Source organism: Acinetobacter sp. YH12052 (assembly GCF_013419835.1).
In the GTDB taxonomy this organism is placed as follows: Bacteria; Pseudomonadota; Gammaproteobacteria; order Pseudomonadales; family Moraxellaceae; genus Acinetobacter; species Acinetobacter amyesii.
The window spans coordinates 153,992-175,205 of the sequence record NZ_VOZI01000003.1; the positions used below are offsets into that span (position 1 = coordinate 153,992).

Annotated in this window: 15 protein-coding genes; 7 read left to right on the top strand and 8 right to left on the bottom strand. The window is 40.1% G+C overall.

Going from position 1 to position 21,214, the window contains the following annotated elements:
- The first annotated feature begins 7 nt into the window (after positions 1 to 7).
- The 3 genes from FTU06_RS03275 (at position 8) to FTU06_RS03285 (ending at position 6,051) form a co-directional block, all read left to right on the top strand.
- Positions 8 to 1,111: an efflux RND transporter periplasmic adaptor subunit gene (locus tag FTU06_RS03275; RefSeq protein ID WP_180144928.1), complete on the top strand. Its 1,104-nt coding sequence runs from the start codon at positions 8 to 10 to the stop codon at positions 1,109 to 1,111.
- A gap of 23 nt (positions 1,112 to 1,134) precedes the next feature.
- A complete protein-coding gene (locus tag FTU06_RS03280) occupies positions 1,135 to 4,239 on the top strand; it encodes an efflux RND transporter permease subunit (RefSeq protein ID WP_180007526.1) in 3,105 nt (1,034 codons plus the stop codon).
- A gap of 96 nt (positions 4,240 to 4,335) precedes the next feature.
- Positions 4,336 to 6,051: a proline--tRNA ligase gene (locus FTU06_RS03285; RefSeq protein ID WP_180048961.1), complete on the top strand. Its 1,716-nt coding sequence runs from the start codon at positions 4,336 to 4,338 to the stop codon at positions 6,049 to 6,051.
- A 65-nt stretch (positions 6,052 to 6,116) separates the two neighbouring features.
- On the opposite strand, the gene FTU06_RS03290 is transcribed toward FTU06_RS03285, so the two are convergent.
- From FTU06_RS03290 to FTU06_RS03315, 6 genes are all read right to left on the bottom strand, one after another.
- Complete coding sequence (locus FTU06_RS03290) at positions 6,117 to 7,424, bottom strand: hypothetical protein (RefSeq protein ID WP_180009837.1); 1,308 nt, start codon at positions 7,422 to 7,424, stop codon at positions 6,117 to 6,119.
- A 50-nt stretch (positions 7,425 to 7,474) separates the two neighbouring features.
- A complete protein-coding gene (locus tag FTU06_RS03295) occupies positions 7,475 to 9,655 on the bottom strand; it encodes a DUF6160 family protein (RefSeq protein WP_180144931.1) in 2,181 nt (726 codons plus the stop codon).
- Positions 9,656 to 9,685: 30 nt separating this feature from the next.
- Positions 9,686 to 10,375: a hypothetical protein gene (locus FTU06_RS03300; RefSeq protein ID WP_168379306.1), complete on the bottom strand. Its 690-nt coding sequence runs from the start codon at positions 10,373 to 10,375 to the stop codon at positions 9,686 to 9,688.
- Positions 10,376 to 10,385: 10 nt separating this feature from the next.
- Positions 10,386 to 12,446: a hypothetical protein gene (locus FTU06_RS03305; RefSeq protein ID WP_180124078.1), complete on the bottom strand. Its 2,061-nt coding sequence runs from the start codon at positions 12,444 to 12,446 to the stop codon at positions 10,386 to 10,388.
- Positions 12,447 to 12,691: 245 nt separating this feature from the next.
- On the bottom strand, positions 12,692 to 13,261 hold the full coding sequence (gene dcd / locus FTU06_RS03310) for a dCTP deaminase (protein WP_005008040.1): 570 nt from the start codon (positions 13,259 to 13,261) through the stop codon (positions 12,692 to 12,694).
- A 112-nt stretch (positions 13,262 to 13,373) separates the two neighbouring features.
- Entirely contained in the window at positions 13,374 to 13,967 is a 594-nt protein-coding gene (locus tag FTU06_RS03315; protein WP_078192265.1) for a LysE family translocator, read from the bottom strand.
- A 436-nt stretch (positions 13,968 to 14,403) separates the two neighbouring features.
- Here FTU06_RS03315 and FTU06_RS03320 point away from each other — a divergent pair, with 436 nt between their 5' ends.
- From FTU06_RS03320 to FTU06_RS03330, 3 genes are read left to right on the top strand one after another with little or no spacing between them, the layout of a single operon-like run.
- A complete protein-coding gene (locus FTU06_RS03320) occupies positions 14,404 to 15,411 on the top strand; it encodes a TAXI family TRAP transporter solute-binding subunit (protein WP_067764588.1) in 1,008 nt (335 codons plus the stop codon).
- A complete protein-coding gene (locus tag FTU06_RS03325) occupies positions 15,389 to 15,883 on the top strand; it encodes a DUF1850 domain-containing protein (protein WP_227591861.1) in 495 nt (164 codons plus the stop codon). Before FTU06_RS03320 ends, FTU06_RS03325 begins: the two co-directional genes overlap by 23 nt.
- Entirely contained in the window at positions 15,880 to 17,892 is a 2,013-nt protein-coding gene (locus FTU06_RS03330; RefSeq protein ID WP_180144933.1) for a TRAP transporter permease, read from the top strand. Before FTU06_RS03325 ends, FTU06_RS03330 begins: the two co-directional genes overlap by 4 nt.
- A gap of 501 nt (positions 17,893 to 18,393) precedes the next feature.
- Here the strand turns inward: FTU06_RS03330 and apbC are convergent.
- Positions 18,394 to 19,668: an iron-sulfur cluster carrier protein ApbC gene (gene apbC, locus FTU06_RS03335; protein ID WP_180144936.1), complete on the bottom strand. Its 1,275-nt coding sequence runs from the start codon at positions 19,666 to 19,668 to the stop codon at positions 18,394 to 18,396.
- 661 nt (positions 19,669 to 20,329) lie between these two features.
- Here apbC and FTU06_RS03340 point away from each other — a divergent pair.
- A complete protein-coding gene (locus FTU06_RS03340; RefSeq protein WP_180144940.1) occupies positions 20,330 to 20,668 on the top strand; it encodes a hypothetical protein in 339 nt (112 codons plus the stop codon).
- A 49-nt stretch (positions 20,669 to 20,717) separates the two neighbouring features.
- Here FTU06_RS03340 and FTU06_RS03345 read toward each other — a convergent pair whose 3' ends face one another.
- Positions 20,718 to 21,116, bottom strand: a complete 399-nt coding sequence (locus FTU06_RS03345; RefSeq protein ID WP_180021294.1) for a hypothetical protein — start codon at positions 21,114 to 21,116, stop codon at positions 20,718 to 20,720.
- Between the last annotated feature and the right edge of the window lie 98 nt (positions 21,117 to 21,214).

Consider the following 21,214-nt stretch of genomic DNA (forward strand, 5'->3'; position numbering starts at 1 on the left):
GACCATTATGCAATCTGCACAGCAATCATCCCCTTTTTTAAAGCTTAGCCTGCTTTGCATAAGCCTGACTTTGGCTGCATGTCAAAAAGAAGATCCGCAGCAAAGTGTAAAACCAGAAAATAAGATTGAATTGATTCAACAAGATCTGGTGACGATCGAACAAGGCAACGCCATTTCAAAAACAGCCTTTACAGGCACCATTCGGGCAGTCAATCAGAGCAGTATTCAAGCCCAAGTCACTGCGACTGCAACCAATGTGAATGCAGAGGTCGGACAACGTGTCAGCAAAGGCCAAGTGTTGGTGCATTTAAATAATCAAGACAACGCAGCACGTCTTGCTCAATCTCAAGCGAACCTCGCATCCACGCAAGCTCAAGCCAATCAAGCCAAACTAATGATGGAGCGCAAACAGCGTTTGCTGAATCAAGGCTTTATTTCCAAAGTAGAGTTTGAACAAAGTCGTGTCGATTACCAAGCTCAAATGGAAAATGTTCGTGCCCAACAAGCCAATGTCGATATTGCACGTAAAGCCAATCAAGACGGCACCATTTATAGTCCTATCCAAGGCGTGATTACCAAACGTGATGTTGAACCGGGACAAACGGTTGCTGCCGGACAAACCCTTTTTGAAATCGTCAATCCAGACCAATTAGAAATTCAAGCCAAATTACCAAGTGATCAGCAGGCAGCGCTGAAAATTGGACAAAAGATTGAATATAACATCCAAGGCAATAGCAATTTACTCACAGCACAAATCAGCCGAATTTCACCGATTGCCGATCAAGCCAGTCGTCAAATTGAATTTTTTGCAGCCCCAAATGAAACCATTACATCATTAAGTATTGGTGCTTTTGTCGAAGGTCATATCTTAGGTACAGATAACATTTCAGGCCAAAAAATTCCACTCGACACCATTCAAAGTTTAAAAGACCAACCTTATGTCTGGGTCATACGTCAAAATAAAATTGCCAAAGTACCTGTACAAATTTTGAATCAGAGTTATAGCAATAACACCGCGATTGTTCAGGGCTTACAAAATAGTGATCTGATCAGCCGAATTAAATTTAATGATTCAGATATCAAACAAGATGTAAGTATCAGCCAAAATTAAAAGAATAAGGCAGGACAGTTGTTATGTGGTTAACCCGAATTAGTGTGAAATATCCTGTTTTCACCATCATGATGATGTTCTGTCTGATGGTACTAGGACTCGCATCTTGGCAACGTATGGGTGTTGAAGAGTTTCCTGATGTCGACTTCCCTTTTGTTGTTGTCTACACCAACTATCCGGGTGCTTCTCCTGAGTCTGTCGAATCTGAAATCACCAAGAAACTTGAAGATCAGATCAATACCATTTCAGGCCTCAAGCAAGTCATTTCTCAATCCAGTGAAGGTTTATCCACGGTCATTGTCGAATTTAATCTAGACGTCTCATCCTCTGTAGCTGCACAGGATATTCGAGATAAAATTGCACCGGTAACCGCACAATTTCGTGATGAAATTGATGACCCCATTGTAGAACGCTACGACCCTACTGCCAGTGCGATTATGTCGATTGTTTTTGAATCAAAGGACATGTCTTTACGTGATTTGAGTTCCTATCTCAATCAACGGATTGTGCCACAGCTCAGAACAGTTCCCGGTGTAGGTACGGTCAATTTATTGGGCGATGCGCAGCGACAAATTCGAATACAAGTAAATCCGCAAAAATTACAAAGTTTCGGGATTGGGATCGATCAAGTTATAAACACCCTAAAATCTGAAAATATTGAAGTTCCGGGAGGAACCTTAAAACAAAAGAACTCAGAATTGGTGGTCGAAATTAAATCTCGGGTTATTCACCCAAATTCTTTTGGAGATTTAGTGGTTGCCAATAAAAATGGCGCGCCGATTTATCTCAAACAAATTGCCGAGATAGAAGATAGCCAAGCCGAAATGGAGTCGAGTGCCTATCTGAATGGTAAAACAGCCGTTGCTGTCGACATTCTGCGAAGTTCGGACTCTAATGTGATTGAGGTGGTTGATAATACCCGTAAAACTTTAAGTAAAATTCAACAGCAATTACCACAAGGCACGACGGCAGAAATTGTGGTTGATTCATCTAAAGGTATTCGTGGCAGCATTAAAGATGTGGCACGTACCATTATTGAAGGTGCTGTACTTGCAGTCTTCATTGTTTTGCTATTTCTCGGTTCATTTCGTTCGACAGCTATTACAGGTTTAACCCTACCGATTTCGCTACTGGGCACCCTCACCTTTGTTTGGATTTTTGGTTTTACCATCAACATGATGACCCTACTGGCTCTCTCGCTGAGTATCGGTCTACTCATTGATGATGCCATTGTGGTTCGTGAAAATATTGTCCGCCATGCCGATATGGGCAAAGACCATGTCACCGCCGCACTCGACGGCACGAAAGAAATTGGTTTAGCTGTATTGGCCACGACCTTGACCATTGTCGCGGTATTTTTACCTGTGGCATTTATGGGCGGTATTATTGGGCGTTTCTTCTATCAATTCGGTGTAACCGTTAGTACCGCTGTACTGATTTCGATGTTTGTGAGTTTCACCCTTGACCCGATGTTGTCTGCTCACTGGGCAGAACGCCACGATCCAAATAAAAAGCCCGGCAAAATCAAACGCTTTTTTAACTGGATTTCGGGCAAGCTCGATAACTTAAGCCATCATTATGAAAAATTACTCAAGCTTGCTTTAAAGTTCCGTCTCATCACCCTTTTAATCGCCGTCGCATCATTATTTGGTGCATTGGGTTTATCCAAACTGATCGGAACCGAATTTGTACCGGTACCAGACAAAGGTGAAATTCGGATCAAATTTGAAACACCCGTTGATGCAACCCTTGAATATTCACAGGCGAAGCTTAAGCAAGTCGATCGTATCATTCGCCAGCATCCAGAAGTCAAAGCCACTTATGGTGCCATTAATAGTGCCACTGATCGCGGTAAAAACCATGCCAGCATTCGTGTCACCGTTTCACCACGTACAGAGCGTAGTCAAACCTTAACGGATCTCAACAATGAATTCCGTACCCGTTTAAAACATGTGGCAGGAATTACTATTACCTCGATTGCCTCAGCTGATGAAACAGTTTCGGGCGGTCAAAAGCCGGTCATGATCTCGATTAAAGGCCCTGACTTAGATGAGTTACAACGCATTTCAGATCGATTCTTGGTTGAAGTTGCCAAAGTCGAAGGTATTGTCGACTTAGAAAGCTCGCTTAAAGAACCTAAACCGACGCTAGGTGTACATATCAATCGCGTTTTAGCCAGTGATTTAGGTTTATCCGTCAATCAGATCGCCAATGTGTTACGCCCTCTTCTTGCGGGGGATAATGTAACAACGTGGAAGGATGATAAAGGCGAAACCTATGATGTAAATTTACGTCTCACTGAAGATCAGCGTCGACTACCAACAGACATTCAAAGCATGTACATCACATCGCAAAAAACCGATGCCACAGGCTTACCTATCTTGGTTCCATTGGCAAGTGTGGCTAGCTTTGAAGAAACACTCGGTGCTTCACAAATTAACCGTCGTGATCTGGCACGTGAAGTGATGGTTGAAGCCAACACGGCAGGTCGTCCCGCGGGTGATATTGGAGCCGAAATCAATGAGATTGAGAAAAATTTCGACTTGCCACCGGGTTATAGTTTTGTCACGCAAGGTGCCAATAAAGATATGGCTGAATCAGCGGGTTATGCAATGACAGCGATTACGCTCTCTATTGTGTTTATTTATATTGTTTTGGGTTCACAATTTAATAGCTTCATTCACCCTGCAGCCATTATGGCGTCATTGCCCTTATCATTGATTGGGGTGTTCTTAGCCCTATTCTTATTTAATTCAACCATGAACCTCTTTTCCATTATCGGGATTATTATGCTCATGGGCTTGGTGACAAAGAACGCAATTCTACTCATCGACTTTATTAAAAAAGCCATGGATCATGGGGTAAATCGTTATGAAGCGATTATTGAAGCAGGTAAAACCCGTTTACGCCCCATTTTAATGACCACCAGCGCAATGGTGATGGGTATGGTTCCGCTTGCACTTGGTCTGGGTGAAGGCGGTGAACAAAGCGCGCCAATGGCACATGCCGTGATTGGTGGTGTGATTACCTCTACCTTACTGACACTCGTGGTTGTTCCAGTGATTTTTACCTATTTGGATGATTTCCGAAACTTCCTTGCACGTCAGGCCAAAAAAATCATGTCATAATGACAAAATCTAAAATGAGGTGACTTTGGAAAATGTTCACCTCATTTTTTATTGTATACTCTCCACTTTAACGCTTAATTTTTTAGGACAGTTTCCATGCGCGCGAGTCGCTTTTTATTTGCAACGTTAAGAGAAACCCCAAACGATGCTGAAGTTATTTCACATCAGCTTATGCTTCGTGCCGGGATGATTCGTAAATTGGCTTCAGGTTTATACACTTGGCTGCCGATGGGCGTTCGCGTATTAAATAAAGTTGAAGCGATTATCCGCGAAGAGATGGATCGTGCTGGTTCACTTCAAGTCCTGATGCCTGTCACTCAACCTGCATCTTTATGGGAAGAATCAGGTCGTTTCGTACAATATGGTCCAGAACTTTTACGTTTTAAAGACCGTCATAACAATGACTTTGTACTTGGCCCTACACATGAAGAAGTGATTACAGATCTTGCTCGCAATGAGTTGAAAAGCTATAAGCAATTGCCTGCAAACTTCTACCAAGTACAAACCAAATTCCGTGACGAAATCCGCCCTCGTTTCGGTGTGATGCGTTCACGTGAATTCATCATGAAAGATGCCTATTCTTTCCATGTTGACCAAGCCTCTTTACAAGAAACCTATGACAACATGTATGCAGCTTACTGCAAGATTTTCACGCGTTTAGGTTTAAATTTCCGTCCAGTTCAAGCGGATACAGGTTCAATTGGTGGTTCGGGTTCTCATGAATTCCACGTACTTGCTTCTAGCGGTGAAGATGACATCGCATTCTCTACAGAGTCAGATTATGCTGCTAACGTAGAAATGGCTGAAGCCGTACTAGTTGGTGAACGTGCTGCTCCGACTAAAGCACTTGAAATTATTGATACACCAAATCAAAAAACCATAGCTGATGTTTCTGAATTCCTTAAATCAAAACCTGCTCAATCTGTAAAAGCATTGTTGGTTCAAGGTGTTGCTGAAGAAGGTAAAGCTGCGCCAGTGGTTGCCTTATTCCTACGTGGCGACCATGAACTGAATGAAATTAAAGCTGAAAAACACCCATTAATTGCTGCTCCATTGGCCTTTGCAACTGAAGCACAATTGGCTGACTTAGGTTTAACGGCTGGTTTCTGTGGCCCTCAAGGCTTAACCGAAAAAGGCATTACAGTTATTGTTGACCGTGCAGCGTCTGTACTTTCAGACTTTGTTGCTGGTGCAAACCAAGTCGATAAACATGCTGTAGGTGTAAACTGGGAACGTGATGCACAATACACCGAAGTTTATGACCTTCGTAATGTTGTTGAAGGTGACCCTTCTCCAGACGGTCAAGGTACAATCTTGATTAAACGTGGTATCGAAGTTGGTCATATCTTCCAGTTGGGTCAAAAATACTCTGAAGCACTTGGCTGTAAAGTCTTAGGTGAAGACGGCAAACCTCTCGTTGTGACTATGGGTTGCTATGGTATTGGTGTAACCCGTGTTGTTGCTTCTGCAATTGAACAAAACTTCGATGACAAAGGGATTATTTGGCCGTCTGCAATTGCTCCTTTCGAAGTTGCTATTGTGCCAATGAATGCGCATAAATCACCGCGCACGTTAGAAGCAGCTGAAGCACTGTATGCAGAATTAACTGCTGCTGGTTATGATGTTCTTCTAGATGATCGTAATGAACGTCCTGGTGTTAAATTCTCTGATATCGAGTTAACAGGTATTCCACACCGTATCGTTATTGGTGAGAAAGGTTTGGATGCTGGTACATTTGAGTACAAAGGTCGCCGTGATGAAGAATCAAGCAACCTCAGTAAAGAAGACCTTTTAGCGAAAATTGCAAAATAATTTGCGCTAAATATAAAAAAATCCCGCTAAGTGCGGGATTTTTTTTATATTAAATACTTTAAGCCTTAACAGAATTTCAGCCCGCCGAAGCAGTTAGAACGAAACTCCTGTCCAGAAAGTTTTAAATTGTTTAATGGGAAATCAATTAATGACGGGTTTTTAATTTCTTTAACATCTAAAGCCGAACCTGCAACACAACCAAAGATTAAATCTCCACAATTACGAACATTGGTACTTAAGTCATGGTTAATTCCAGCGATCGTTTGTTTCAACACTTCATCCGTAATCGCCACTTTATCTGAAGGTGTAATACTCCCCAAATCGACCTCATCTTCCATCGCCAACCACCAACCTCTTTCTGCTGCAACTGCAGCACCAGGCCAGAGTATTTTTTGAGCTTGTAAGGATAACGAAGCAGGGTTATTTAGATAAAGTGCATGGATCAAACCTAAACTTTGATTTACCGTAATATCGGTTTGTAGTCCAGTAAGATAGCCTGTTACGTCTTTATTCAAATTAATATTTAACCCAAGTAGAGAGATCTGAGCTTCTAATGGACCACTAAAATCTAGACGATCAACTGTACCTGTGCCTTTTAATACCGCAATATTATCCTTAATTCTATTCCCGCTCACGACAGTGGCTGGAATTGTAAAAGGTGCTGTGGTTGATTTTAAATTAAAGGAATAATTATCTGATTTGTAGTGAAGCGGTAGATCAACTTCAGCACCAAATAATGTCCCCTTAACAGCCCCTTCAATGTATTGCTGCGTAGAAGCATAGTCCATCACACGCTCGGCAGTTGTTGCAACACCCGCAGACGCTTTGGTTTTCATATACCCACTAAAGGTGTTGATACCATTGGGTGTATTACTATTTTCTGTACCTAATGTCATTAACCCAGAAATTTTTTCAGCGCTCAGACGAAAGCCCATCACTTCACGAGTTGCAGCTGATTTGGGATCTTTAATTGCAATTTCGATAAAAGGATTGGTCAACAAAGCAGAAGTTGCCGCACGTTCATCAGACGTATAATTGCTATTTACAGGCAATCCACTCAATGAAATATGATCGATATCAATATCACAAGCACCTGAGCCATTTGCACCACCACACCCCAATTGCAGCTTTTTAATATTGGCATTGAGCTCCATTTCAGCTTCTAAACCAAGCTTATAAAAGCCGACATTGGATTGGTCTACGGCTTGTCCACTCTCATCCACAGAATTATACCCCTGCGTATATTCCATGGAGAGTAATGCTTGACCATCAACTTTTGATAAGCTTTCATCATCTAAAGCCATCATTGCATGAGATAAGCTACTCATCGCAAATGTCGAGAAGATCAAACCTCTGATTAACTTCTTTTTCATAACAAATTCCCTGTTCGTTATTTTATTTATTTGTTATTGATTTAATATTATTAGCGTGGAGTAATCCCCATGGTGCTTCGCATTGTTCCACCGGTTAGGGCTATATCCGCCATCTTTTGCATATTGCCATTTGTTAACATCGATACTTCTGCACGAAACGCTTTAGACATATTATTGGTTGGATTGAATTTCACCTGATTATCAAACTCTACCGAATCTTGTTTCATTTTAATTCGAGCATCAAAACCTAGATCGCCCTGCATTTTATTAATATTGATACTTGAAGCTGAAACGACACCGCTGGCATTTACATCTTCATTCATCAAACTTAAATAGCTTCCCATAACTTTTTGATCTTTCTTTTCAGCATCTGTTAATGCTTTAAATTCAAAGCTTCCACGAAAAGATAAATAATTATTTTCTGCACTGTCATTTAGGCCCGGTACTATAAATAGCTCACCTTTACCATCAAGTTTAAACGCAATATTCGTCAACACATCATCACGTTTAGAGAAATTATCTAAAGGTACTGTAGTCCCACATTTGGCAGAAGCTGTAGTCGCACAGTTATAGGTTGAACCCGGAAGTTGACCAATCGCTAACTCGGCATTAGCTGCAATCAATAAATTATCTGCACGTACATAGATGCCATCATTTTCATAACCAATCACACCATCAGATTGAATAAGGGCATTGATGTTTCGTAAGCCTGCATAATAATTGACTTCTTGACCATTAATACCTTTTTTACCATCAATCAAAATAATGGAAGTTGTACTTGGTGTTCCTGTTTTTTTATCAACACCATAACCATCTGTGCTCATTACAAGGTTATAGCCAATACCTGATTTTTCAGCCGCATTTTTATAACTGTATTTTTTCTCTGATAATGCAACATTGGCATTCATATTATAAATCGGGATACCAATCCCCCAACTGTTGTCATTACTTGCAATTGCAGCAATTGAGTTATCAGAAATAAATCGTGCGGTACGCGCGATGGACTGAAAATCCATACCACGAATCGCCACAAGTGCAAAATTTCCACCCGCCGTTTGATTTGACAGATTCTGGGTTAAAACATTATTGGTTAAGCCTAATGTCGCTTTTAATTTATCATTTACCAGAAAATCAAGGCTTTTGGCTTGAATGGTATTGATATAAATATCGCCAAAATCAATATAGGCATTTTTATCAGCAACTAAAGACGTTAAATTAGAAAATTCAATGGCATAACTACCAATACCCGTATGGCCAATTTCTAAGGTTGTCGGTGCTTGACCTGCAACAAGACTCGGATCATCCTTTGAAGTAAAATCCGCGCGCACTCCTAAATGTAAACCACCTGAACCAACAGACTCATATCCTGAAGCTTTCGTTGCTAGACCAAAATCTTTAATTCCGTCTTGATTGGCATTTAAGGCCACTCGTGCATTGGTGACAGCACCCGATGCTCCCATACGAATTAAATTCCGCTGTGCACCACCATCGGTACCGTAACGTAGATCGATATTAACGCCGGGGTTTGTGGCATCGCTACGTGAGCTATGCACATCTGATGTGTCCTTGACCCGCCCCAAATTGACCGTATGATCTTTGCTCCCTGTGGATTTTGTGGTGAGAACAATGCCTTCATCAGCTGCAACATACATATAACCTGAACCAGCAAAGTTAAAGTTAAAGTCCTTTAAGGTTACGCTATGTCCATTCATACCATGACTAATACTGGCATTTTGCAATTGAAATTCCATATACGCCGTATCATTACGGTTAAATAGACCATTGCTGGTTTCAAGTAATACTTTTAAAGGTGAAGATGTTGCAATCGTAAGTGAACCTAAATTTTGCGTAGGCGTTTGGCACGTTGTTCCTTGACACAGCAGCATAATATTTTGTGCAACAGCCGTAAATGGACTGACACTTGCAGCTATACGCATGCCTACACCAGCATCCGTAGTCCCAACATCAAAATCTAATTTTGATGTAATGGTGCTTTGCCCAACACCATCTATTTGTACATTGTGCAAACCCATTTTCATCTTATTTTGGTCAGTTGGGTCAACCCAATTTAACTGATCAACTTTGACTCTAGAAACTTCATAGGTAATCGAAATACCATCTTGGCCAGTAACTGCACCCAAGCTTTCATCGGTCATCGCTTCAAAAGCATATGCATGTTGAGCAAGTAAAATACTGGTTGCGAGTGCCGTTAAAGTTGTTATTTTTTTCATCACTATATCCTTATATTCAGTCACAGCTGATTAACAGCGACCTGCACCATTTCCAGTGCAGTTAAAACTGAAGATGTTTAACTTTCCACTCATGTGCATGTTGCCGTGCACATTAACACCCATAAATCCTTGTTCTGAACCACGATCAAAATCAGGCACAGCTAAAGTTGAAGTTGTTCCATCAGCTTTCTTTTCGGTATAGGTCGTATAAGTACTGGTATTCTCATAACCTTCCTTACCTGTCGTACCTGTTTCCACCGCCAACGTAGCAAAGCCTAAATTCCTAATTTTTAATGGCTTATCATCATAAAATGTCAACTGCATAGCCGTTTGTGGATTACCTTCACGATTGATAATCGTCACACCATCTAGTGAAAATTGATCGATCTGTAACGTTCCTTGAAACTGTTTAAACACCAACCATTTCTTATTACCATTTGCATCCACATGATTATTGGGTGCAAGAGCTAAGCGACAAAACTCATTGGATGAACATTGATATCCATAAAAAGCCTGAGTAGTTTTACCATTCGCATCCATGATAGAAATGTTGTTTTTCGACATATCATTGGCGTATTGATGGTTTAATGAAAGCGTCCAACTGAGATCTGCACCGCCTTGACCGGTTGCAGCGGTAAGTTCCCTATTATCCATAGACACTAAACCTGCATGAGTTTGTGTCAGTGCAGCACAAACAACAGCGCATAAAATTTTATACATGTGATTTCTCCTACAGCCCTGTTGTTCTTATTTTTAAGTGCTGAATCAATACGCCATCTATGGCAACAGATCCTAAATTCGTGCTTTGTCCATTGACACCTTTAAACACCACACCTGTCGCAGTATCCGTACTTTTTGCATTCAACAGATTACCAGGCAAGCGCTCTACTGTACCGATCGCAATGCTACTGTGTGTTGCATTACGTCCTTGATATAGTGCTGTCGCATCTGAAGAGTTTGCTTTTAACTCCGTGCCACAACTATAGACATTACAGGTTGAACCTTTAAAGTCTGCAGCAGTTAAACCCGATGTACCTGTGGTATTACCAGCGATATCCGTATAGTAAGTATAAATTTTACTGTAAATAGAAGGTACATTTGGAATACGTGTCACTTCCAAAATAATATTTCGACCTTCTGAACCCACAATAAAGGGCTGATACATATTTCCTAAAACTAAATTGATATTTGGGCTATATAAATATAGACCTTCAGTTTCATGAAAGATTGGAGCTGCAGATCGATCCATCGCTGGTGTCGCTGCTGTTCCATCATCCAATTCAGGGCGTGCAGCTGTACTGATACGCATGCCGCGAGCATCCAAATCTCCATCATTGATACTCAGTGACTCAGCACGATCATTGGTATTAATACGAATTAAACTGGCTAAACCTAAGGTTTGGTTGTAATTTGTATTTGTAGATTTTAGGGTTTGAAAAATTCGAACTTGTGATCCATTAAAACTCAGGCCATTCGCAACAATTTGAGTCCGTAAACGATAGTCTTTATCTAAGCCGCTAGTCGGCGCACCGGTAATCGGATCGACGACATTGCTTGAATTCAACGACCGTGAAAATACATCCATCCACAAACCAAGCTTGATGTTGTTAGATGCATCATCTGCCGCAATTTTCTTTAATGGTGCCTCAATCGCTAAGTAACCAACATTCCCCTTATTATCTTTCGCAAATTGTTCAACATCTTGATTACCCGCATGGAAAAGCCATGGGTTTTCTGCTGTACCCCAATTAAATCCTTGGTCTGTATAGCGCGTTGCTAATGAACTTTTTCCATTTTTATCTTTGCTATTGGACAGGGCTAAGCCATATATAAATACATCTGCTTTCGATCTGAGGCTCGATACGGTCGCAGTCGAGGCAATTTGTTTTGCTGTAATTTCAGCATTTTTTTTCACCGTTGCTAATGCTGAATCACTCGCCTTTTGAGCTTCAAGCTTGGCATAGTCCGTTGCCAACTGATTGAGGGTTTCTGCAGCTTTGGCATTTAACTGAGCATCTTTTGTTGGATCAATAAGATTTGAACGTGTAATTTTTCCTGAGACATAATTTTTATAAAACGTAGACCCAGTAGGTAAATTACCCGTACTATTGTTACCGTATAGTAACTCAATCATTTCATAGGTATTTTTTAAAGCAGCAGCTTGAGACTTTTCTTTTAACCACGGTGTAATTGATTCTTTCGTTGTACCATCATCTTCTAATTTCAAACCAGACGATGAACCATCATAATAATCTGCATAACGCTGATCGTAATATGCCTTCATCGTTGGTGATTCAAGATAAGACTGTACTAATCGGCCACGATATTCTGTTGAATATGTTGCTATGGTTTCATTGGTAATACGTGTAGCATTATTGGTCTCATAGGTGCTTTTAGAACTTAAGAAAGTGGAGTCATAAACACCGTTATAGCCCGTAACTCGGCCTTGCTGATAGGCATCAACATATGCAGCTTTATAGATTTTATCGTAAGCACGCTGGCCTAATTGTTCATAGTTTTCACCTGTAGGAATAATCCGAATAAAACCTGTATCGCTTTTCCCTGGATCAACCATACCAGACGCATAACTAGAAGCCGTAGAACGGTCATTTGGCCCTTGAAAGACCATTTTGAAATTTTCTAAAGTGAGTGCAACACCTTCACCTGTTGTGGCTGAAAGTGCTTCATCTGATAAATCTTGAAGCGCATAAACAGATGGTGCAGCAAACATGCTGACTGCGGCTGCTAAGCAACTCTGGCGGAATAACTTAGCCTGGGTGAATTGAGTCATCTCGACCTTCCTTTTATCAGATGCTCTGCATCTCTCTTATATTTATTCCTGAGAACTGGCTTTGATGTTATTGTCCATTTATTCCTTAAATGGAGACTTGTGATAGACCAGTCACTTAACTTTTTATTATGCTGAATAATTACTCAATTGCAAAAACTTCCCCACCGAATGGTCTATTTTCCGATGAATGACCCAACAAAAAAGCGGGCTAATTCGCCCGCTTTTTTTAAACTAAATCCGAAGGATTAAGCTTTCGGTAAAGTCACACCGGTTTGACCTTGGTATTTACCACCACGGTCTTTATAAGAGGTTTCACACACTTCGTCTGATTCAAAGAACAACATTTGTGCGACACCTTCACCCGCGTAAATACGTGCAGGCAAGTTGGTTGTATTCGAAAATTCTAAAGTCACGTGACCTTCCCACTCTGGTTCAAGAGGCGTCACATTGACAATAATACCGCAGCGAGCATAGGTTGATTTACCCAAACAAACGGTTAACACATTACGTGGAATACGGAAATATTCGACTGTACGTGCTAGTGCAAACGAGTTTGGCGGAATGATACAAACGTCTGATTCGATATCAATAAAGCTTTTATCGTCAAAGTTTTTAGGGTCAACAATTGCTGAATGAACATTGGTAAAGACTTTAAATTCACGAGCACAGCGCACGTCATAACCATAGCTCGACACGCCATACGAAATAAGCTTTTCGCCATTTTCATCATAACGGACTTGGTTTTCTGCATACGGTTCAATCATGCCGTGTTTTTCGCTCATTTCGCGAATCCAACGATCAGACTTAATAGCCATTTATCTCTATCCAAAAACTTAAATCAATTATTGCGTGGTACTTTAACTGAAATCCGACTTAATGAAAATAAGCTTTGCCGAACTAAGCGGATTTAGTCATTTTCAAATCAATTTAAAGTTTTAAAATCGCAGAATAACTCAGTGGTATCGAAAAACTAACCAAGACTAGCGATGCTGTTCGTTGTAAATTGGCTTGATTGAGCCAACTAATTTTATTCGATGCCAAAACGGAACCAAGGAAGGTCCAAAAAAATGCAATAGGAACGATCAACAACAAAAAGATCAGCATGTGAGCTACATAATACTGCGCATTTTGCCAAGCCAATGCAGGAAAAATCGCAGATGCAAATAATAGTGCTTTAGGATTTAATAACGTCGCAACAAAGAGTTCGCGTGCACGAATGCCCTTTTGATTAAAATTTTCAGCAACAGTTGCTGTACGCCATAATCGCATAGCCAAAAATAGAATATAGCCAGCACTAAACAGTTTTAAAATGGTCGGCAGTAAAGGCAGATGTACGGAAATTTTACCAATGAGAAAACCCCATAGGCTAATCGAAATAAGATAACCAAAGGCTTCCGCTGGAATGAGTCGGAATGATTTACGTAGCCCAACTTGAATACCCGAAGATGCGAGTAAGGTATTGGTTGGTCCTGGCGTTAACAAAATACTGATAACTAGACCAATAAAAAACCATGAAATCATACTTTGACCTCAAACTTAATCCGCGAAGATTAATTCAGTTGTTTCGTATTAGCAAAATAAAAAATAGAAATGCTTATAAAAAACTCCTTATTTAATTATAAATTCAGTAACTTAAATAGAAAAACAAAACCTTAGCTGAACAGTCATTCAGAGCACCTTACAATTCAAAGAAATATCTTGAACTTATATTTATAAAAGAAATTTCACATGATTCCATGTATACCCTACAGTTTTTACACGTAACAAAATATTATTAAAATAAACGATATAGCTCCATGCCATTCTTACGCATAACCATTATTTATTGGAGACTAAAAAATCAAAAAAAAATACTTTTCAAAAATAATTGATTAAGTTATGTTCAATTGAGTAGTGGAAATTAAAATTAAAACTCATCAAATCAATATTCAAAATTTATGTGTAAAAGGACGTTTCTATGAACCAATGGACAAAACTCACGTTACTCTCGGTTACTTTGGCGTGTATTACTGCTTGCTCAAATGATCAATCTACTTCAAAAAATACCACGGAAGGAAAAAGCGCAGAAACTGCTACATCTGACAAACTTCAAACCAAGTTCGTAACCATTGCAACTGGCGGAGCATCAGGACCTTACAATGTGATTGGGACGAGTCTTGCAGAAATTTATAACAAAACTTTTGGTGTAAATTCTAAGACTCAGACTACAGGTGCATCAGTCGAAAACTTAAACCTTCTCAAACAGAATAAAGTTGAAATGGCATTTGTTATGAGTGACAGCTTAACAGAAGCACTGAACGGAGCAGGAAGTTTCGCAAATGGTAAAGTTGAGAATGTCAGCCAAGTCGCAGCGCTTTATCCAAACTACGTACAAATCGTAACCTCTAAAAAATCAGGGATCAAAAATATCGAAGATTTGAAAGGTAAACGTATCGCTGTGGGTGCACAAAATTCAGGTGTAGAAGTAAATGCACGCACACTGTTGAATGGTTTTGGAATCACCTATAAAGATATTAAAGTTGATTATTTAGGCTATGCTGAAGCCGCTGATGCTTTAAAAGGTGGCAAGCTTGATGCAGCATTCCTGACCAGTGGCATTCCAAATTCATCACTCATGGAACTTCAACAAAGCTTTGATCTACAGTTAGTTTCAATCAATGCAGATAAAGTCAAAGAAATAGCTAAAGATCAAAGTTATTTCTTACCGATGATTATTCCCAAAGGCACATATGGCAATACTGCGGACATTCAAACTGCCGCAATTAAAAATGCATTAGTTGTTCGCACAGATATATCGGATGATGATGTCTACAAACTAACAAAAACTTTCTTTGACAGTTTGCCTCAATTGGCAACTTCACACCAAGCAGCAACAGAAATCACGCTTGAAGGTGCTCAACAAGGCCTTGTAGCGCCTCTACATCCAGGCGCGAAACGCTACTATGATGAAGTGGCTAAAAAATAATAAGCTTCAAAAAAATGCAGTTTATACTGCATTTTTTATATTGTTCTTCTTAATCTATGCTAGCTATCCAACACTGTATACGCAGGTTAGAGTTGAAACTGATATATGCAAAATTTCAACTGATCAATTTGATTTACAGTGGAAGCATTCAGTAGAAAAGACGGCTTGGTCTGAACAATATCAGCGTCAAAAGAATAAGTTTTTACTGCGCCACACCGATTTGATTTCATTTGGTGCAGGTACACCCTCAAATTATCCCATTGAGTTTCAAAAAAATGGTGTGATTAGAATGCGGGTCAATCAAAATATAGATGAAATCAACTGGGTGATTTCTAGAAATATGCAAGGCACGATCCTCGCTGACCAAAAAATTTGGTCTATTTTTCAAAGTTACCCAGACTATAGTTTGGTCAACATCTCGGTTCAATATCAACCCAAATGGAAGTCTTGGTGGATTGGAGAATGCCTATGAATTCCAAAGAAGATAAAGTTGTATTAGAACAACTCGATGAGAAACAACAACAAGCCATATTAGAAAAATTTGATCGGGAATCTGTTACTCGAATCAATATGAGCAAATCTGTTACCTACTTTGTTGCATTTGTAGCGATCTTTTATTCATTATTTCATTTATTTATTACGTTTAATCCTTTACCTGAGTTAATACAGCGTGCAGCCCATGTCGCTATTGGCCTAGCACTCATTTTTTTACTCTATCCAGCTCGTCAAACAAGCTCCCGACAGCATATTTCACTTCTCGATTGGTTCTTGGCTTTGCTTTCCATCTTCAGTTTTTTATATTTATGGAAAGAATATCAATCTATTATGACCACTCGAGGTGGTATTCCAAATACCTTAGATATCGCGTTTGCAATTATGAGTGTGGTATTAGTCATAGAAGCAACTCGCCGGGTCATGGGGTGGATGCTGCCCATTTTAAGTTTAATTTTCCTGACCTATACATTTATCAGTCACTTTGATTGGTTGCCAGATCGATTAATTACTCGCCCTTATACCATCAGCGACATTTTCGGACATATGTATTTAAAAACCGAAGGCTTATATTCTTCGGCAATTGGTGCATCCGTCACTTTTATTTTCTTATTTATCCTTTTTGGTGCTTTTCTTGCAAAATCAGGTATGGGGAAATTGTTCAATGATCTTGCCATGGCATTGGCGGGTCATAAACAAGGTGGTCCTGCCAAAGTTGCTGTAATTTCAAGTGGATTTATGGGCAGTATTAATGGAACTGCTGTTGCCAATGTTGTTGGCACAGGCTCATTTACCATTCCATTGATGAAAAAAATTGGTTATCACAAGAATTTTGCTGGTGCCGTTGAAGCCAGTGCATCCGTCGGTGGACAAATTTTGCCGCCAGTCATGGGTGCGAGTGCCTTCATTATGGCCGAAACAACTGGCGTGAGTTATGGCACGATTGCACTAGCCGCATTATTACCTGCCTTATTGTATTACCTTGGCGTCATGGCTCAAGTTCATTTCCGTGCGGGTAAAGATGATCTGAAAGGCGTACCTAAAGCTGATTTACCAAAAGTAAAAGAAGTTCTAAAAGAGCGTGGACATTTACTTATTCCAATTTTGGCACTGGTCTTTTTCTTATTTCAAAATATTCCTGTGAGCTATGCTGCTGTCTACACCATCGTCCTGACCATCTTTGTAGCAGCTTTAAGAAAATCAACACGAATGGGTGTAAAAGATATTTTAGATGCGCTCGTTGATGGAGCCAAACAATCATTATCTGTGATGGCTGCTTGTGCTGTCGTTGGTATTATTATCGGCGTAGTAAGTCTGACAAGTTTTGGTTCAGTAATGACTTCTTCAATTATGAGTTTAGGTGCAGGTAGTCTCTTTCTCACTTTATTTTTAACCATGATTGCATCGATGATTTTAGGCATGGGGCTTCCATCTATTCCGGCCTATATCATTACTGCCACCATGGCAGCACCAGCACTCGCAAACTTTGATATTCCTGTATTAGTCGCGCATATGTTTGTGTTCTATTTTGGTTTATTTGCAAACATCACCCCACCAGTTGCCCTTGCCGCCTTTGCGGGCGCAGGAATTGCAGGCGGTGATCCAATGCGCACTGGGTTTCAGGCCTTAAAACTATCTCTTGCTGGTTTTATTGTTCCATTTTTATTCGTTTATAACCCTGCCATGCTGATGATTGATACCACCAATGTTGCAGTCAATGCTCGAGAATTTGCCTTTCCTGCATGGACAACTATAGTGAGTATTACTGTCACTTCAGTGATAGGAATTCTCGCTTTAGGCTCCGCAGTTGAAGGTTATTTCAAGACCTATCTCAACTGGTTTTGGCGTATTTTTTTAGGTGTGGGTGCGCTGTGTATGATTATTCCCGAAACCTTTACAGATATTGTAGGCATTTTCATGGTCATCATCGCAATTACGGTGAATATTATCACTGCTAAACGTAAAGCAAACCCGTCTCTTTCTTCCTAAAAAACCAATTATAAAGCCCGGTAATTACCGGGTTTTTTAATTTCTTAGACTAGGGCGTACCCTCATTTGATGGATGGATTTTAATGACTCCAAATAATATTTAAAATAATTTGTTCCCCTATATTTTTTCAATGCTAAGCCCCTTGTAACAGAGGAGATTTGGCAAAAAATCTAAGACACAATGCGTTTGTACAGTTACTGCCGTTCAGAGAATTGATCCTAGCCAAAATAATAGAAATATCGTGAAAGCTATTTTGTAAAAACTAAGTACAAACGCGACATCCTTTGATATGCCTCAAGAATTTTATCCTTAGCAGACGGCTTATAATCGCAGGAAAAATAAGAAATTGTGCAAATCGTTTTTTAGATGTGTAATTCATAGACATCGTTGAATGTCTAAAGTTCAGTACTCATAATTTTCAAACACTCCCAATACCACGTTATAAAAAATCTGGCACGAGGCCAGATTTTAATACGATCAACTTAAATTTCAGTTCACCCTTAGAAAATACGGTTTTTATCTTTTTCAGCCTGAGGTAATGCATCTGCAACTTTTTGTGCAATCGCCATGTAGCTTTCAGCAGCATCATCACCTGCTATCACAGATGGTTTCCCTGCATCGGCATTTTCACGAATTTGTACATTCAGCGGTAAACGACCTAAGAGCGGAATGTCGTATTGGGCTGAAAGTTGGTCGCCACCACCTGTGCCAAAGATTTGCTCTTCGTGCCCACAGTTCGAACAGATATGAGTCGACATATTTTCAACCACGCCCATCACAGGGATGTGTACACGGTTAAACAACTCAATACCTTTGGTCGCATCCATTAATGCAACGTTTTGTGGTGTCGTCACAATCACAGCACCTGTCACTGGTATACGCTGAGCAAGCGTCAATTGAATATCACCTGTGCCTGGTGGCATATCAATGACCAATACATCCAGATCAGGCCATAAAGTTTGGTTAAAGAGCTGCATTAACGCCCCCGTCGCTTTCGGCCCACGCCAAGCCACAGGGGTATTGTTATCACCTGTTAAATGGCCAATCGATAAGACTGCCAAACCATAAGCTTCAATTGGTACAAATTGTTCAGCTTCAATCATAGGCGTACGGCCTGCATTGCCGAGCATCGTTGGAATACTTGGACCATAGATGTCTGCATCTAATACCCCAACCTTTAAACCCAGCTGTTGTAATGCGAGCGCCAAGTTCACAGTGGTGGTCGATTTACCCACACCGCCTTTACCAGATGACACCAAAATGACATTTTTAATGCGTTGATGTTTCGGCACATCACGTTGCAGAGGTGCCGCTTTTTGAATTGGTGGATTGTTTGGATCTTCTTCAGCCTTGGCTTGAGTAGCAGATGCATCCACAACAGGTGGCAGATTACTCGTAGTAGACTTTTGCTCAGTTTGTTCATTAGCTTTAGGCTGTGTTGAACAGCTTTCACCTTCTGCATGGTGATGACCGCAACCACCCGATGTATGTCCAGTCTTTTGCTGAATCACGTGCATATTTAATTCTGTGATGCCACATTTTTCCAATGCATCGGCCAAATCATCATGGATTTTTTGTAAGTCATCGGCTTCTGAAGGAAAGGTATTAATCGTGATCTGTAAGATCTGACCTTGCACATTCACCTGAGTAATACGGTCTTTTAAGGCATTATCTGATTTGGGAAGTACATAGTTTTGTAAAACCTGTTGGATTTCCTCCTCTTTCACCTCTTGGGAGGGTGAAAACACAGATTTTAGAGAAGAAAGCCACGACATTATGTTGTCTCCAAACAGGAACATCAAAAGATAATAGCGATAGTTTACCTGTTCATCTGCCACAGAGTAAGAGGGAGATGAATGACTTATCCCTATAAGCTTATAAAGTTGAGTAACTGATGTTACGCACCTAAAAGTAATTTCGCATTTTAAAAATGATTTTTAAGTCTATTCAACGGAGTCTTATATCTAGGGTTTGAATAAAGAGATTAGCCTTCGGCTGGAGGTACTTTTGTTTTGGCAAAAGTACCCAAAACCATTGTCATCCGCAAAACTCGTTCACTAGCGTCAAATTATTCAAAGTATCGCAAAACCATTTTTGATTAGAAGGAGTCCTGTCTCAAACACTTGCGGATGACCTTACCGCGTATCATTCTTTTATTTGAAGCAAACGGTGCGTCTGATGTTACTGCGTAACATCAGTGAGTAATTTAGTCAGCTTTCAAGCAAGTTTTCAAGCGTGTGCCACTTAAAATGCCCTTATAGTTGATCTATGCGGCTAAACCAAAGCCATTAAATTTTAAATTGATTACATATCAACCATACTTTTACAGCGTAATTTCAGTTTATATTTCAATCGTTTCAACAGAATAATTATAGTGATGGATGTGCAATCTAAAGGCACATTTTGTGCTTTTTAGTTTTTAAAATGGGGATGACGATGTATCCGAAGACTATCTATAAGAAGAATATTTATAAAACGACTTTATGTGCCTTGATGCTCCTGACTTCAGCAGCCTATGCAGAAATTGCGACTGAAGCCATTCAAACACCTGACCGACAAACTGTGGCGATTGGTGATAGCCTCGATCTCATGCGCTCGCGTATGCAAGCTTCTCCGATGAAAATGGTGTCTTACCCACTGCAAGAGAAAAATCAACCTGCAAAACTAGCAGTAGATTACACCTATGAAATTGCCAATATGCGCTACGTGATTACCGTAGTCGATGATCACGTCAAAAATATTAAGACTGAAAATTTAGATGGATTAAAACAATGAAACCTAAAAAAGCCGCTCACGATAGAGCGGCTTTTTTCATTAGACCTAATTAAGCTTGGTCATCTTTTTTAAACTTATGCAGTGTGTCAGTGGCTTTCTTTTTTAACTCGTCAAATTTCTCTGTCGCCTGCACTTTTAGTTCATCAAATTTTTCGACAGCCTCATGTTTAAGTTCGGAGGCTTTGACTTTGGCTTCATCAAATTTATGACTCGCTTCTGCTTTTAACTGCTCTAGACGGTCTTTGGTTTCAGCATGCTGTTCTGCATGTTCATGTTTGGCGTCATTTAAGGTTTTTTCACCCTCAAGCTTGAGTTCTTCAACTTTATGCTTTGTACCATCGAGTGCTTTTTCACCTTCAAGTTGCGCCTCTTTGGCTTTGAGCTTTAGATCATCACCCAACTCTGACGCTTTATCTTTCAATTGATCAATTTTATTTTCAGTTGTCATCGTTCTCGCCTCTTCTCTGTTATTGTCTAACAATAGTTATAACGCGATTTGAAGCAGATACTTGAAATAGACGCATTTAGAAACAAATCAACCACAGG